Origin of the sequence: Streptomyces sp. R21, assembly GCF_041051975.1 — a bacterium.
GTDB lineage: Bacteria > Actinomycetota > Actinomycetes > Streptomycetales > Streptomycetaceae > Streptomyces.
Genome location: NZ_CP163435.1, coordinates 1,930,665 through 1,946,138 on the forward strand (window position 1 = coordinate 1,930,665; position 15,474 = coordinate 1,946,138).

At 70.4% G+C, this 15,474-nt stretch carries 9 protein-coding genes and 1 pseudogene; 6 read left to right on the forward strand and 4 right to left on the reverse strand.

Features of this window, described 5'->3' with window-relative positions; genetic code table 11:
- Positions 1-128: 128 nt before the first annotated feature.
- On the forward strand, positions 129-2,996 hold the full coding sequence (locus tag AB5J56_RS08870; RefSeq protein WP_369231745.1) for a peroxidase family protein: 2,868 nt from the start codon (positions 129-131) through the stop codon (positions 2,994-2,996).
- Positions 2,993-4,375 (forward strand): hypothetical protein, encoded by a 1,383-nt coding sequence (locus AB5J56_RS08875; RefSeq protein ID WP_369231746.1) that lies wholly within the window; start codon positions 2,993-2,995, stop codon positions 4,373-4,375. Before AB5J56_RS08870 ends, AB5J56_RS08875 begins: the two co-directional genes overlap by 4 nt.
- Here the strand turns inward: AB5J56_RS08875 and AB5J56_RS08880 are convergent.
- Positions 4,372-4,599 (reverse strand): thiamine pyrophosphate-dependent enzyme, encoded by a 228-nt coding sequence (locus tag AB5J56_RS08880; protein WP_369231748.1) that lies wholly within the window; start codon positions 4,597-4,599, stop codon positions 4,372-4,374. The two genes, AB5J56_RS08875 and AB5J56_RS08880, sit on opposite strands and share 4 nt — an antisense overlap.
- 11 nt (positions 4,600-4,610) lie before the next feature.
- Positions 4,611-5,855 (reverse strand): acetolactate synthase large subunit, encoded by a 1,245-nt coding sequence (locus AB5J56_RS08885; protein WP_369231750.1) that lies wholly within the window; start codon positions 5,853-5,855, stop codon positions 4,611-4,613.
- Positions 5,856-6,680: 825 nt separating this feature from the next.
- Between AB5J56_RS08885 and AB5J56_RS08890 the strand changes: the two are divergent.
- Together AB5J56_RS08890 and AB5J56_RS08895 are read left to right on the forward strand one after the other, a co-directional pair.
- Positions 6,681-8,642: pseudogene (locus AB5J56_RS08890) on the forward strand (TIM-barrel domain-containing protein); the annotation flags it as partial.
- Between the two features lie 199 nt (positions 8,643-8,841).
- A complete protein-coding gene (locus tag AB5J56_RS08895) occupies positions 8,842-10,305 on the forward strand; it encodes a membrane-associated oxidoreductase (RefSeq protein ID WP_369231752.1) in 1,464 nt (487 codons plus the stop codon).
- Between the two features lie 22 nt (positions 10,306-10,327).
- Here AB5J56_RS08895 and AB5J56_RS08900 read toward each other — a convergent pair whose 3' ends face one another.
- Both AB5J56_RS08900 and AB5J56_RS08905 read right to left on the reverse strand, forming a co-directional pair.
- Positions 10,328-12,118, reverse strand: a complete 1,791-nt coding sequence (locus AB5J56_RS08900) for a bifunctional sugar phosphate isomerase/epimerase/4-hydroxyphenylpyruvate dioxygenase family protein (RefSeq protein WP_369231754.1) — start codon at positions 12,116-12,118, stop codon at positions 10,328-10,330.
- 36 nt (positions 12,119-12,154) lie between these two features.
- Positions 12,155-13,030, reverse strand: a complete 876-nt coding sequence (locus AB5J56_RS08905) for a shikimate dehydrogenase (protein ID WP_369231756.1) — start codon at positions 13,028-13,030, stop codon at positions 12,155-12,157.
- Between the two features lie 146 nt (positions 13,031-13,176).
- On the opposite strand from AB5J56_RS08905, the gene AB5J56_RS08910 reads away from it, so the two are divergent.
- Both AB5J56_RS08910 and AB5J56_RS08915 read left to right on the forward strand, forming a co-directional pair.
- The gene (locus AB5J56_RS08910) at positions 13,177-13,842 is read left to right on the forward strand and encodes a TetR/AcrR family transcriptional regulator (protein ID WP_369231758.1); all 666 of its coding nucleotides are present in this window, start codon (positions 13,177-13,179) and stop codon (positions 13,840-13,842) included.
- A 274-nt stretch (positions 13,843-14,116) separates the two neighbouring features.
- Positions 14,117-15,469, forward strand: a complete 1,353-nt coding sequence (locus AB5J56_RS08915; RefSeq protein WP_369231760.1) for an MFS transporter — start codon at positions 14,117-14,119, stop codon at positions 15,467-15,469.
- Positions 15,470-15,474: the final 5 nt, after the last annotated feature.

Consider the following 15,474-nt stretch of genomic DNA (forward strand, 5'->3'; position numbering starts at 1 on the left):
CGCAGGATTGTTCGTAGAAGGTGACGAGAGTGCGCAGATCGGCGGGAAGCACCGCTGTCCGGGCTCCGGAGCGCCGACTAGCGTGCTGCCCCCTGTCCCGTACGCATCCGTACGAAGGAAAACCATCGATGGCCGAGACCGGGCAGCACGAACAGCAGTACGAGCAGTACGAAGGCGGCAGTCCCGAGGCGGAACGGCTGGTCTTCGATCGGCTCGCCCGCGAACTGATGGAGGTGCAGGTCAAGAACCGGCGGGCCGGGGGTGGCGGGATCAGCCGCGCCTTCCACGCCAAGGCGCCGGTGGGCGTGGAGAACGCCCGGCTGCGCTTCCACGACGATCTGCCCGCGGCCCTGCGGGTCGGGTTCGCGCAGCCGGGCGCGGAGTATCCGGCGACGGTACGGCTGTCCAACGCGAGCGGTATCCGGCAGGGCGACGGCTCGCCCGATCTGCGCGGCGCGGCGGTGCGCGTGCAGGTGTCGGAGGACGAGAGTCACGATCTCCTCGCGACCAGCTATCCGGTGTCGCACGCCCGCAACGCACGGGAGTTCGTCGCCTTCGCCAAGGCGATGGCGGGTGCCCGCAGTCCGGTCCAGAAGGCTTTCGGGCTCTTTGTGAAGCTGCCGCTGGCCGTGGGCCTCGGCACGGCGAACCGGATGCGCCGCAATGTGCAGGCGGCGACCCGGCACACCGTCGACTCCCTCGCGAACGAGACCTTCTGGAGCCGCGGCGCCGTGCTGTGGGGCGAAGCCGGCCCGGTGCGTTATATGTTCCGCCCGATTCCCGGCACCCCGGCGGCGCCCGCGCAGGACCGCAAGGACCCGGAGTTCCTGCACCATGAGATGGCCCGGCGCCTGGCCAAGGCGGACGTGTCCTACGACCTGTGCGTGCAGCGGTTCGTGGACGAGCGGCGTACGCCCGTCGAGGACGCCTCGGTGGAGTGGCGGGACGGTGTGGCCCCCGCTGTGCCGATCGCCCGGCTCACCCTGCCTGCCCAGGACCTGGACTCGGCCGAGTCCCGCGCGGTCGCCCGGCGGATCGAGGACCTCACCTTCAACCCCTGGTACACGACGGACGACTTCCGCCCGCTCGGCAACATCAACCGGGCCCGCAAGGCCGGCTACCAGGCGGGCAGCGCGCACCGGCTCGGGCTGCGCTTCGTCACCGAGGAGCCACTGCAGAACCGGCTGATCGGTGCGCCGGTGGGCGCCGCCTTCACGCTGCTGAACCGCTATGTGCCCTGGCACAAACTGCCGTTGCAGCTGAGCCTGCTGAACCTGGTGTTCCTGCGCAAGGTGCTGCGCCGGCTGAACCTGATCGACACCGAACTGCGCGAGGCGCCGCCGAAGGCCCAGCCGGTGCCGGAGCCGATCCCCGAGCGGCTGCGCTCGGAGCGCTCCTACGACGGGACGTACAACGACCTGTCCGCCCCGAAGATGGGTGCCGTCGGCGCGGCCTTCGGACGCAACCTGAAGCCGCAGTACCGTCCCGACCTCTTCGACACGCCCAACCCGGTGACGGTCAGCCGCCAGCTCCTGTACCGCGAGAGCTTCGTGCCCGCGACCTCGCTCAACGTGCTCGCGGCCGCCTGGATCCAGTTCCAGGTGCACGACTGGGTCAACCACCGTCGCTACAAGCCCGGTGAGCGCAACGTCGAGGTGCCCCTGCCGCCCGGCAGCGGCCAGTGGCACAACACCCCCGGCGGGCCTCCCGAGAACATGATGCGCTTCGCCGAGAACGAGGGCATCGAACTGCCCGGCGGCCGTCCGCCGATCCTGTTCGGCAACACCGCCTCGCACTGGTGGGACGGCTCGGAGGTGTACGGCGAGGACGAGCAGGCCGCCCGGTTCCTGCGGGAGCCGGACGGCGGTGCCAAGCTCCGGCTGGAGGACGGCTTCCTGCCCGGCGGGCAGAACGGGCTTCCGCTCACCGGTTTCAACGACAACTGGTGGATGGGCCTGAGCGCGATGCACTCGCTGTTCGCGCGCGAGCACAACGCGGTCTGCGACGCGCTGCGCGGGGAGTACCCGTCGATGAGCGAGGAGCGGGTCTACCACACGGCCCGACTGGTCGTCTCCGCCCTCATCGCGAAGATCCACACGGTGGAGTGGACGCCCGCGATCCTCGCCACCGAGGCGATCGACATCGGGCTGCACACCAACTGGCAGGGCCCGCCGCAGAACTGGATCAACAAGCTGGGCCTGTGGCTCCTCGACGCGCACTCGCTGACCGGGATCCCGAAGACACTTCCGGACCACCACGCGGCGCCGTACTCGCTGACCGAGGACTTCGTCACCGTCTACCGGATGCACCCGCTGATCCCGGACGACTTCGAGCTGCGCGAGCACCACTTCGGGCAGCGCACCGAGACCGTCGGCTTCCTCGACATCCAGGGCGCCTCGGCCGAGGCACAGATCCGCAAGACCGGCCTCGCGAACACGCTGTACTCCTTCGGCATCGCCCACCCGGGCGCGATCACCCTGCACAACTACCCTCGTTCGCTACAGCACTTCGAGCGCGACGGCGAGATCATCGACCTGTCGGTGGTGGACCTCGTACGGACCAGGCGGCGCGGTGTGCCGCGCTACAACGACTTCCGCCAGGGCCTGCACAAGCAGCGCATCAAGTCCTTCGAGGAGCTGACCGAGAACGCCGAGACGGTGGCGCGGCTCAAGGAGGTCTACAGCTCGGTCGACGAGATCGACACCGTGGTCGGGCTGTTCGCGGAGAACCCGCCGACCGGCTTCGGCTTCAGCGACACCGCGTTCCGCATCTTCATCCTGATGGCCAGCCGCAGGCTGCAGAGCGACCGCTTCCTGACCGTCGACTACCGGCCGGAGATCTACACCCCGCTCGGCATCGACTGGGTCGAGAAGAGCGGCATGAACTCGGTCGTCCTGCGGCACTGCCCCGAGCTCGCGGCGCTGCTGCCACGCGGGGCGAGCGCGTTCGCGCCGTGGCGGACAGTGCGGCCGAGCACCGACGGAGGCCCCGGATGACGTCGGCTGACACCTCATCAGGCCACTCCGGACTGGACGACCTGCTGACGCGCCCGCTCCTGCAGACCCTGTGGCACCGCCGTACGCACCGGGTCAGCCGGGGTGCGTCGGTGCCCGCCGGGTCGATGAGCTACCGCTCCCCGCACGAGCACCAGCCCCTGTCGGAACTGGAGGAGGCGGTGCTGATCGCGCTGACCGGCTCCACCGGACTGACCATGCCCGACCGGCCGTTCGATGACCCGCGGGACGGCAAGCCCATCATGGCCAAGCCCAACCTGACCATGACGGGCCGCACCGCGGGCAGCCCCGACAACGCGCAGGGCACGCACTTCTTCGTGATCAACGACTCGGGCACCTACTTCCTGCGCAAGCTGCCGCCCGCGCCGCACGAGCCCTTCGACGCCGGGACACTCGTCGCCCGGGCCCGCGAGTCGAAGGTGCGGGTGCTCGATCACCGGCTGGACGTCGCCGAGGGACTGCGCGACTTCCCGGCGTACCTCGACTCGAACCGGTTCCTGTCCAACCTGCCCGGCACCACGGTGTTCCTGCCGGTGGTCGACCTTTCGCACCAGTACATCAACGCGCTGATGTACCTGCTCACCCAGCCGGACGGCGCGCGCCCCACGCTCGTCGACGACCGCAACCTCTACCGCCCGGCCGGCGTGAAGAAGTGGGTCAAGAACGGCTTCCTGAACGGGGAGTTGAAGCTCCCGCTCGGGGCGCTCGGCCCGATGCGCACCCAGATCGAGGCGGACCTGCTGCTGCAGAACCTGATGCTCACGGCCGAGGCGATGGGTCTGGGCGCCTGGATCCACGCCTCGATCAATCCCCAGATCGCCCTGGGCGACCCGAAGTTCTCCCGCACCTACGGCAGGATGCTCGGGTTCACGTTCGTCACCCCTCGCTGGCGCCTGGCCGATCTGTGGCGCTGGCACATCCCGCTGCCGCAGTACGCGGCCCTGCGCTCGCACCCGGTGGGCCTCAAGTCCCCCGAGGGCGAACCGCTGATCGCCGCGGCCTGCCCGCCCACGCACAAGTCGATGTCGGAGGCGGTGGATTCGGTCATCGCGGCCAAGTTCGGCACCGGCGGCACGTACGCCGACAAGGACGTCTTCGCACGGATCTACAAGGAGGACTACGGGCAGCGCTACCTCGCCGAGGCCAGCGAGTACGAGGAGCGCGTCATCGACTGCGCCCGGGACATCTGCGAGTACATCATCCGCACGCACCGCCGCTTCCCGGCGCACACGGACGCGATCCACGTCCCCGGCATCTGGCTCCAGGCCCACCATGTGGAGGGCGAGTACTACGACCGGTTCTTCCAGAACGGGCAGACGGCTGCACACCGCAGTCACGCCGGACTGTGGGACCGGCCCTAGAACACCGGCGGCACCAGACAGTCGATGAGGTACGGGCCGGGCTCGGCAAGAGCCCGGCCCAGTAGCTGGGTGAACTCCTCGGCCGTGGTGGCCTGTTCGGCCGGTACGCCGAGGCCGCGGGCGATTCCGACGAAGTCCAGGTCGGGCCGGTACGGCGAGGGCCGCACCGAACGCCGCGGGCAGTCCCTGTCCGATGGCGCCGCCGGTGAGAGCCTGTGTCGCATCCCCGGTCGGATCAGCGCGCGTCGTCTGGTGCGTGCGATCGCAAGGCGCCGGAGCGTCCTCGTAGCGGAGCTACTAGGACGTTTCGGCAACGCGGCGAGCGTGCGTGCCAGACGGCGGGCGCCCGGCCGGGGATGTGACACAGGCTCTGAGGGTCAGCCAGTCGTGCGGCGGTGCGTCCGCGGTGGCACCGGGCAGCCACAGCCCGGAGGTGTTCGCCTCGTCGACGACGACGGCCCCCCTCGGGAAGAAGCGCGCCGATCACCGCGGCGGCGGACGCGGCGGTGAGCGCGCCGGTGGGCCGCTCGGGCCTGATCGGCGCCTGCGGGATGGGTGTGATGGCGTCGTACGCCGCCGCCAGCGCCTCCAGCGCGGTCGTCACGTCCTCCGAGCCGACCGACAGCGACCGCACCTCGCAGCCGTCCGGCACCAGCCGGCCCTGCTGCCCGGGATACGCGAAGAAGGAGACCGGTTCCGCGGTCCCGGCCAGCAACAGGTGGCGTACGCCGGAGAGTTGGGCGGCGACGTCGGCCCCGCGGTAGGCGAGCCGCTCGACCGGCGGCAGTCCGGCGCCACGCTGCAGACGCGCGGGGAAGGTCTCGCACAGCAGCCGGGCGCCGGTGGCGGCGGCGACCCGGGCGGCGGCCATGAGCCCGGCGCCCCGGGTGGCCGCACCACCCAGGAGGAGGGCGGCGGGCTCGCGGGAGCGCAGCGCCTCGGCGGCCGCCGTCACCGCGGCCGGGGACACGGCTCCGGTGCGCGGGGTGACCGGCTCGACCCCGCCCTTGCCCGCCTCCGACCAGGAGACGTCGGCGGGAACCACCAGCGTGGACACCCCGCCCGGCGGGCCGTACGCGGCGGCCACCGCCTCCGCCAGGTCTCCCGCCAGGTCACTGGCGCGATACGTGCGCCGGGTCCAGGTGGAGACCGTGCGCGCGAGGGCGGTGATGTCGGACTCCAGAGGCGCGTCGAGGCGCTTGTGGTGCAGCGCGTGGCCGCCGACGACGTTGACCACCGGGGTGCCCGCGCGGCGCGCGTTGTGCAGGTTGGGCAGGCCGCCCGCGAGCCCCGGGCCGAGGTGCAGCAGGGTGCAGGCGGGCCTGTCCGCCAGGCGTCCGTAGCCGCCGGCGGCGCCGGTGGCCACGCCCTCGAAGAGGCAGAGCACGGGCCGCATCCGGGGCGCGTCGTCGAGGGCGGCCACGAAGTGCATCTCGGAGGTGCCGGGGTTGGCGAAGCACACGTCGACGCCCGCGCCCACGAGGCCTTCGACGAGGATCTGCTCCGTTGGGCATGGGGATCCGCCTCTGCGCTCGATGGCTCCTGCTTGGTCTCTGCGCGTGCTCGAGTTGCCAGTCTCACGAGGTTCGAGGTGGGGCGGCAGCCGGGATTTCGGACAGCCAGGCGCCTTTTAGGTCGAGATCCATTGACATGAACCTGCGCGAACGGCCACCCTTCCTGCTTGAACCTGCACGATCTGACGCAGTTTCGAGCACCTGCAAACACCACACTGCCGGTTTGAGTGGAGATGCGTACCGTGCGAAGACTCCGACACCGTTCCTGGGCCATGGCGGGGCTGGCCACCGCCCTGGCCGTCACCGTGCTCAGCGCCCCGGCCCGGCCGGCCCTCGCGGCGACTCCGCCGAGCGCCGTTCTCGACGCCACCCACCAGAGCGTCACCTGGCAGAGCCCCGTCTACCCGAAGGGCACGCAGGGCGGCACCGAGAGCTGTCCGTCCGCGGCCGACGACCCGGAGAACAAGGTCTGCGACCGCTTCGACGTGAACGTCTCGGTACCGGCCGGGTATTGGGCCGACAACCCCGAGGGCGGTGTCCCGATCTCGATCGAGTGGCAGACGCCCACCGACGACTTCGACCTGTACGTCTACGACGCCGACGGCAAGAAGGTCGCCGACAGCGCGGGCACCGCGGACCCGGAGGCCACGGTGATCCCGAACGCCTCGGGGACGTATCACGTGCTGGTGGTGCCGTACGACGTGCACGACAACTCCTACACGGGGAAGGTCTATCTGCCGCAGACCACGGACGCGGGCGATCTGACGTCCTTCGGCGGCAAGGACGGCAGCTACACGATCGCGGCCGGGCAGCTCAAGGCGAAGGCCGACTTCCTGACGGATGGTCAACTGCGGCTGCAGGCCGACCCGTCCGGCTCCTTCACCGACCCGGCGGGCACGGCGATCGTCCGCAAACGGCCCGCGCTCCAGACGCACACGACATCCTTCGACGCGGGCACCTACTACGGCATCCGCTCCCCCGACGCGGTCTTGCGCGTGTACAAGAAACCCCTGCGCTTCGGCCTCTACAAGGCAGACAACCGCACGCCCGTCTGGCAGGAGGACAAGCCGCTGCGCTGGTCCACCAGCGGTATGCGACAGAGCCTGGCGCGCGGCGCGGACGAGCAGTTCTTCGGCGGCGGTGAGCAGAACGGCAGCTTTTCGCATCGCGACCGGACGATGTACGTGGCCAACAACTTCAACTGGAACGAGGGCGGTTACAACAACTCGCAGCCGTTCTACCTCTCCAGCGCGGGCTACGGTGTCTTCCGCAACACCTTCGCGCCCGGCGTGTACGACTTCGGCTCACCGGTGCGGACCGGCCAGCAGGAACGGCGCCTGGACGCCTACTACTTCACCGGTGACGCGAAGAAGGTGATCGGCAAGTACACCACACTGGTGGGCAAGCCGTTCATGCCGCCGGTGTACGGCCTCGAACCGGGCGACTCCGACTGCTATCTGCACAACGCCAACCGCGGCGAACGGCATACCCTCGACGCGCTGAAGATCGCCGACGGCTACACCGAGCACCAGATGCCGCTGGGCTGGATGCTCGTCAACGACGGCTACGGCTGCGGTTACGAGAACCTCGCCGAGACGGCGAAGGGACTCCAGGACCACCACGCCCAGCTCGGCCTGTGGACCCAGGACGGCATCGACAAGCTCGCCGAACAGGTCAAGGCCGGCCAGCGGGTCGCCAAGCTGGACGTGGCCTGGGTCGGCAACGGCTACAAGTTCGCGCTCGACGCCTGCGACAAGGCCAAGGCGGGTATCGAGGACAACAGCGACGCGCGCGGCTTCGTCTGGCTCCCGGTGTCCTGGGCGGGCGCCCAGCGCTGCGGTGTCCTGTGGAGTGGCGACCAGAAGCTGTCGTGGGACTACATCCGCTGGCAGATCCCGACGTACGCCGGGGCGACCATGTCCGGCATCGCCTACAACACCGGTGACGTGGGCTCCATCTACCGTCACGACCCGAAGATGTACGCCCGCGACCTCCAGTGGAAGGCGTTCCTCCCGGCCATCATGACGATGGACGGCTGGGCCTCCGACATCACCACCGGCAAGCCCGCCGACCAGCAGCCCTGGCTGGACGGCGAGCCGTACACCTCCGTCAACCGCAAGTACCTCCAGCTCAAGGAGCGCCTGCTGCCGTACATGTACACCCTGTCCGCCGAGGCGGCGAAGACGGGGGTCGGCGCGGTGCGCCCGCTGTGGCTGGAGTACCCGGACGACCCGAACACCCTCGGCGCGGACGCGAAGTACGAGTTCCTCGCGGGCTCCGACTTCCTGGTCGCCCCCGTCTACCAGGACTCCGACACCCGCGACGGCATCTACCTCCCGAAGGGCACCTGGACCGACTACTGGACCGGCCGCACCTATCAGGGTCCGACCACGGTCAACGGCTACCACGCCCCGCTCGACACCCTCCCCCTCTTCGTGCGGTCCGGCGCGATCGTCCCCATGTGGCCGAAGGGGACGACCAGTTGGGGGACCCGCGACCGGCACGAACTGGACTGGGACCTGTACCCGAAGGGCGACAGCAGCTACACGCTGTACGAGGACGACGGGGTGACACGGCAGTTCTCCGGAGGTGCGTCGGCGAGGCAGAAGGTGACCGTGCATACGTCCACTGGTGGGACGGACGTCAACATCGGCGCGAGCAAGGGCAGTTACGCGGACAAGCCCGCCGCTCGCTCGTACCGCTTCACCGTGCACGGTGAGGTCGCGCCACGGCAGGTGCTCCTGAACGGGCGGCCACTGGGCCGCACCGCCTGGACGTACGACGCCGACAGCGGGGTCACGACGGTCACGACGCCGAGTCTGAGCCTGGACCGGTCGTTCGGCGTGCGGCTCGTACGGTAATGGTGCGGTAATCCCTGGTGGGGGCGGGCAGTTGGGCTGCCCGCCCTCACTGGTTGACAGCCCGTGCACTTCCGGGCCAGAGTCCCCCGTGATGGAGATCAACGATCTGACGCCGGCCGAGCGACGTGTGTGGGAGGCGTTTCCCAGGGGGGAGTCCGTGGACTTCCGAGACTCCCCCGAAGACGACCCGGCCGGGGGCGAGGGCTGGGGACCCGAACGGACGCTGCGCGCCTCGGTGTTGAGGTCGCTGCTGCTCACCGCGCCGCAGGAGGAGGGCGAGATCGCGGCCCTCAAGGTCTCGGGAGCGCGGATCACCGGAGACCTGCACCTGATGTACGCGGTCATCGACAGCGCCATCCGCTTCAGCCACTGCCTCTTCGTCAACGCCCCCAACCTCTACGGCTCGCGGCTGCGCCAGCTCAACCTGAGCGGCTCAGTGCTGCCGGGCCTGAACTTCGGCAGCGCGCGGATCGACGGCGTGCTGAGGATGACGGACTGCCGGATGCGGGGCCCCGTCCGGCTGGGTGGCACGCAGATAGCCGGGGCGCTGTTCCTGGACCGGGCCGAGTTCACCGCGCCGGACACCTCGGACCCCGTGCTTGAGCTCAACCAGTCGGTGATCGGGGACGACTTGTGGGCCCCGGGGCTGCGGACGCGGGGCGAGGTACGGCTCAACGGCGCCAACATCACCGGCTCCATCAACCTCGTGGAAGCGGAGTTCGATCGCCCCGCGGGCACCGCCCTCGATGCGTCGACCCTCACCGCGGGAGCCGATGTTCTCCTGCGGAAGGTGCACGTACGGGGCAAGGTCGAGCTGCGCGGCGCCCGTGTCGCGGGCCGGCTCGACATCTCCTACACGCGCCTGTCGAACGCCTCAGGCACGGCGCTGCGGGCCAGCAGTTGCACGATCGGTGAGCTGTGGCTGCGCATGGGCCCGCCTGTGGAAGGGACGCTCAACCTGCGGCGGTCCCAGATCGATGTCCTGTTCGTGGAGCCGGAGATGCTGCCGGGCGTGGTGGCGCTCAACAGCCTCACCTACACCTCTCTCCTCCCCCACGAGCCCGCCGAGCGCCGCCTGCCCATGCTGGAGCGCGACGGCAACGGCTATCTGCCGTACTCCTACGAGCAGTTGACCGCCTCCTATCGCCGGATCGGCGACGACGACGCGGCCCGCCAGGTCCAGTTGGCCAAGCAGCGCCGCCACCGCGCCACCCTGACCTGGTACGCCCGAGCCTGGGGCCACCTCCAGGACGCCACTGTCGGCTACGGCTTCCGCCCGCTGCGCGCCGCCGTCTGGCTGCTCTCGCTGCTGACCATCGGGTCGATCGCGTACGGGCTGCATCACCCGCCCCCGGTCAAGGCGGACGAGGCCCCCGACTTCAGCCCCGTCTTCTACACCCTCGACCTGCTGCTGCCGATCATCGACTTCGGCCAGGAGCACGCCTTCTCACCGACGGGCTGGTACCAGGGACTCTCGTACGTCCTCATCATCACGGGCTGGGTGCTGGCCTCGACGATCGTCGCCGGTGTGACCCGCGCGGTCAGCCGTCAGTGAGTTCCCTCATCGACAAATCCCCTCAACGAAGGGGCCGCCCGGCGTGCTGGGCAGCCAGCCGCACCGGCGCGTTCTGCGCCCCGTAGCCCCGGTAACCGCCGTCACGCTGGACCAGTTCGAAGAAGACGCGGCCGACCGTCTCCGTATAGCAGTGGCGGAACTCGCCGTCCGTGTCGCGGTCATAGAGGATGCCGAGTTCGCGGTACGTCTCCAACTCGCCCTCGGCGAACTCGAAGCGGGCGGCGAGGTCGTCGTAGTAGTTCGCGGGCATGGGCAGCAGGCGGCCGCCCGACGCGCGGAAGCGGCGGGCGGCGGCGACCACGTCGTCCGTGGCGAACGCGATGTGCTGGGCGCGGGCGCCGTCGTCGGTGGGGGCCGGGCCGACCCCGAGAGCGATGCGGACGCTGCCGTCGGCGTTGGTGACGGCGCGGCTGCGGTGCAGGCCGTACGGGTCGGCGACGTCGACGCTCTCCTGTGCGCTCAGCCCCAGCACGCTGTGGTGGAAGAGCGCGGCCTCGTCGAACTGGTGCCAGGGCTGGGTGAGGGCGAGATGGTCGATGCGCTCGACCGACCGCGTACCCCCTTGGTGCTCGACCGGCTCGAAGTCACCCGTCCAGCTGGGGAGTTCGGGATGGTCGCTGGCACAGAAGAACAGTTCGGTGCCGTCGGGGGCCGCGACGGCGTCGAGCGGCGCGTCCTCAGGCGCGCGGCGGCGCGGCAGGACCGGGGCGAGGAGGGACTCGGCGCGCCGGGCCGCGCCCGCCGGGTCGGGTGACTCCAGGCCGATCGCGGCGAGCGCGGTGCCGTCGCGCCGGGCGGCCGGGCCGGTGTTGAGGAGGATGCGCGCCTCGCCCTGCTGCCACAGGTCCACCGGCTTGCTGCGGTGCCGGGCGGTGCGGGTGAAGCCGAGCGCGCCGAGGAGCGCGGAGACGGGTTCGACGTCGGGGGTGACGAGTTCGGCGAAGGCGACGCCGGTCGGCACGACGGGGGCGGGCGGCGTGGCGAGGCCGGTCTCCTCCTGGAGGACGAGGAGTGAGCGCCGGGCGTCGATGGCGGTCGGGCCGGCCGCGGCCTGCCGGAAGACGTCGTTGAAGACCTCCAGGGAGAGCGGTCCCTGATATCCGGCGCGCACGACATGCCCGAGCAGCCCGGCGATGTCGAAACCGCCCTGGCCCGGGAAGCAGCGGTAGTGGCGGCTCCACTGGAGGACGTCCATCGCCATCAGCGGGGCGTCGGCCAGCTGAAGGAAGAAGATCTTCTCGCCGGGGATGTCCTCGATGCCCTTGGGGTCGGAGCCGCGGGCGAGTATGTGGAAGCTGTCCAGACAGGTGCCGAGCGCGGGATGGTCCGCTGTCCGGGCGATGCTCCATGCGTGGTCGTACGTGCTCACATGGCGTCCCCAGGCGAGTGCCTCGTAGGCGACGCGGATGCCGAAGTCCTGGGCCAGCTCGGCCAGTTGGCTCAGTTGCCCGGCGGCGAGCGCATCGTCGTCGACGGCGAGCGGCGAGACGCTGGAGCAGACGAGGACGGTATCGGCGCCCAGGCGTCGCATCAGCTCGAACTTGTGCCGTGCCCGCCGCAGGTTGCGGGCGAACACGTCCTCGGGGACGGCCTCGATGTCGCGCATCGGCTGGTAGAGGTCGATACACAGGCCGAGGTCGGCGGTGCGGGCGCGGATCTCCTCGGGGGTGAGGGGGCTGGCCAGCAGGTCGTTCTCGAAGATCTCGACGCCGTCGAAGCCGGCCCGGGCGGCGGCCGTGAGCTTCTCGGTCAGGGATCCGCTGAGCGAGACGGTGGCGATGGACGTACGCACGTCGGTACCTCTTTCTGCGTCAGGCTGCTTCGAGTGCTACTTCGGCGCCGCTACGGCGCCGGCCAGCTCGGCGATGTCCCTGAGCATCCGGGCACTGTCGGGTTCCCGGCCGGTGAAGAGCCGGAACGCGTCCGCGGCCTGGAAGACCGCCATGCCGCCGCCGTCGAGGGTCGCGCAGCCGAGCGCGCGGGCGGTGCGCAGCAGCTCGGTCTCCAGCGGGCGGTAGACCACCTCGGCGATCCACAGGCCGGGGTGCAGCAGCTGGGCCGGGAACGGGAGTCCGGGGTGGGCGGCCATCCCCATGGGCGTGGCGTGCACGAGGCCGTCGGCGTGGGCCAGCAGGGCGGGGAGCGCGTCCGGCGTCGCGGCGGTGGCGCGGCCCTCGCCGAAGTGCCGGTTCAGGGAGGCGGCGAGGTCGGCGGCACGGTCGGGCATGGCGTCGACGACGGTGACCTGCCCGGCGCCGAGGGTGAGGGTGGCGTGGGCGACGGCCGCACCGGCGCCGCCCGCGCCCAGCTGCACGACCCGTTCCAGCGGGGCGTCGGGCAGGCCGCGCGCGAAGGAGGCCGCGAAACCGGTGACGTCCGTGTTGTGACCGACGGCCCGGCCGCCCTCGAAGACGACGGTGTTGACCGCGCCGAGCGCCTCGGCCCCCGGGGCCAGCTCGTCCAGGTGGCCGATGACCAGCTGCTTGCAGGGATGCGTGATGTTCAGTCCGTCGAAGCCCAGGTCGCGGGCGGCGCGCACGAGGTCGCCCACCGCCTCGGGGCCGACGCCGAGCGTGTCGATGTCGATCAGCCGGTACACGTAGCGCAGGCCCTGCCGGTCGGCCTCCCGCTCGTGCAGCGCGGGGCTCAGCGAGGGCCCGATGCCGGAGCCGACGAGACCGACGAGGTAGGAGTTCTGGGGCACGGCGGGCCTCCGGGACGACTGATTAATGTACGGACTGGTTAGTTAGTGATATCAGGCTGCCCGCAGGATGGGAAGACCGGACGGGGAGAGCGCACCGGCCCTGCTTCTAGAATCGCGGTCACGACCCCCTCGCCCGAAGGAACCCGATGACCAGCGTCGAAGAACCGGCACGTTCAGGCGGGCGCATCCGTGACGCCGTGCGCACGAAGGCCGAGATCCTCGACGTGGCCACCAAGGAGTTCGCACGCGCCGGCTACACCGGCGCCCGGGTCGACGAGATCGCCGCCCGCACCAGCACCACGAAGCGGATGATCTATTACTACTTCGGCGGCAAGGAGCAGTTGTTCACGGCCGTCCTGGAGCGCGCGTACTCGGTGATCCGGGAGGCGGAGCAGGAGTTGGACGTCGAGCACCTGGACCCGGTCGCGGCCATCCGCCGGCTCGCCGAGCTGACCTTCGACCACCACGAGGCGCACCCCGACTTCATCCGCCTGGTGAGCATCGAGAACATCCACGGGGCCGAGCACATCGCCGCCTCCGAGGAACTGGGGAAGATCGGCTCGCCCGCGCTCGATGTGATCCGCCGGATCCTGGAGACCGGCCGCGAGTCGGGCCTGTTCACGGCCGACGTCGATGCCGTGGACCTGCACGCGATGATCAGCGCCTTCTGTTTCTTCCGGGTCTCCAACCGGCACACCTTCGGCGCCCTGTTCGGCCGCGACCTGACGGCCACCGACCAGCGCGAGCACTACCGGAACATGCTCGGCGACATGGTCATCGCGTATCTGACGGCGGACCGCACGACGGACTGACGGCGGACCGCACCAGGTGCCGTCCACAGCCCCACGGCGGACCCGCGGCGGCACGCGGTACGGCAGGAGATCCTTCGTCGCGACCTCTTGACACCCGGGAAACGTGGGCGCAACATCCCTAGCCAAGCGCCACTAACTATCCAGTGGGTTAATTAGCCGGGCGAGCCAAGAAGGCCCCACACCCGGCGCGGCCGTCCCGTCACCCCAGGGATCCGGCACTTCTCCCCCGCCGCTCACTCCGCTTATGTTGGAGTTTCCCCGTAGGAGCAACGCCGTGTCTGTCCCCGCCTCCCCGCTCGACGCGCCACCCGGCCAGCCCAGGAAAGCCGCCAAGGCGGCCTGGATCGGCAGTGCCCTGGAGTACTACGACTTCTTCATCTACGGCAGCGCCGCGGCCCTGATCTTCCCGAAGGTCTTCTTCGACGAGTCGGACCCGGCCACCGCGACCCTCCTCTCGCTGGCCACCTTCGGCGTCGCATACGCCGCCCGCCCCGTCGGCGCGCTCTTCCTCGGCCACTTCGGCGACCGGCTCGGCCGGAAGAAGATCATGGTCTTCACGCTGATCCTGATGGGTCTGTCGACGTTCCTCATCGGCTGTCTGCCGACCCGCGCGCAGGTCGGCGGCCTCGCCCCGGTACTGCTCGTCCTGTGCCGCGTCCTCCAGGGCATCTCGGCCGCCGGCGAGCAGGCCAGCGCCAACTCGATGACGCTGGAACACGCGCCGCCGGACCGGCGCGGCTACTTCACCAGCTTCACCCTCAGCGGCACCCAGGGCGGCCAGCTCCTGGCGACCATCGTGTTCCTGGCGGTCGCGCAGCTGCCCGAGGACCAGCTGCTCTCCTGGGGCTGGCGCATCCCGTTCTGGCTGAGCGTCGGGGTCACCGTCGTCGGCTTCGTCATCCGCCGCACGCTCCAGGAGACCCCGGTCTTCACCCAGCAGGCCGCGAGCGAGGGCGTCCCCCGGCTGCCGCTCGCCACGCTGATGCGCGACCACTGGGCGGACGTCCTGCGGGTCGTCGCGGGCGCTCTCATCGCCTCGGTCAGCACGATCTTCACCGTGTGGGCACTGGCGTACGGCACCAGCGACGCGGTCGGCATGTCCCGCACCCAGATGCTCTGGGTCGGCGCCCTGGCCAACCTCGTCGCGCTCGCCGCGATCCCCCTGTGGGCCACGCTGTCGGACCGCATCGGCCGCCGCCCGGTCTATCTGATCGGTGCCGCGGGCAGCGCGTTCGCGATGTTCCTCTACCTGTGGGCGATCTCGACGGGCTCGTACGCCCTGACCCTCCCGATCGGCATCCTCGCCTTCGGGATCGTCTACAGCGCGGCGAACGGCGTCTGGCCCTCCTTCTACGGCGAGATGTTCTCCACCCGTGTGCGCCTCTCGGGCATGGCGATCGGCACCCAGATCGGCTTCGCGGTGGCCGGGTTCGCGGTCACCTTCGCCGCCCAGATCGCCGGTCCGGACGGCACCGACTGGTCGTCGGTCGCCCTGTTCACGGCCGCCCTGTGCGTCCCTCCGGTCATCGCCGTCCTCTCGGCCCGCGAGACCCACAAGGTGGCGACGGAGCAGCTCGGCGAGCGGACGGCACGCGAGGCGTCACAGCCGGAGACGGTGACGGCCTGATCGCG

Coding starts and splice junctions, on each gene's coding strand:
- AB5J56_RS08870 (WP_369231745.1), top strand. CDS start 129: ATGGCCGAGACCGGGCAGCACGAACAGCAGTACGAGCAGTACGAAGGC.
- AB5J56_RS08875 (WP_369231746.1), top strand. CDS start 2,993: ATGACGTCGGCTGACACCTCATCAGGCCACTCCGGACTGGACGACCTG.
- AB5J56_RS08880 (WP_369231748.1), bottom strand. CDS start 4,599: ATGCGACACAGGCTCTCACCGGCGGCGCCATCGGACAGGGACTGCCCG.
- AB5J56_RS08895 (WP_369231752.1), top strand. CDS start 8,842: ATGGAGATCAACGATCTGACGCCGGCCGAGCGACGTGTGTGGGAGGCG.
- AB5J56_RS08910 (WP_369231758.1), top strand. CDS start 13,177: ATGACCAGCGTCGAAGAACCGGCACGTTCAGGCGGGCGCATCCGTGAC.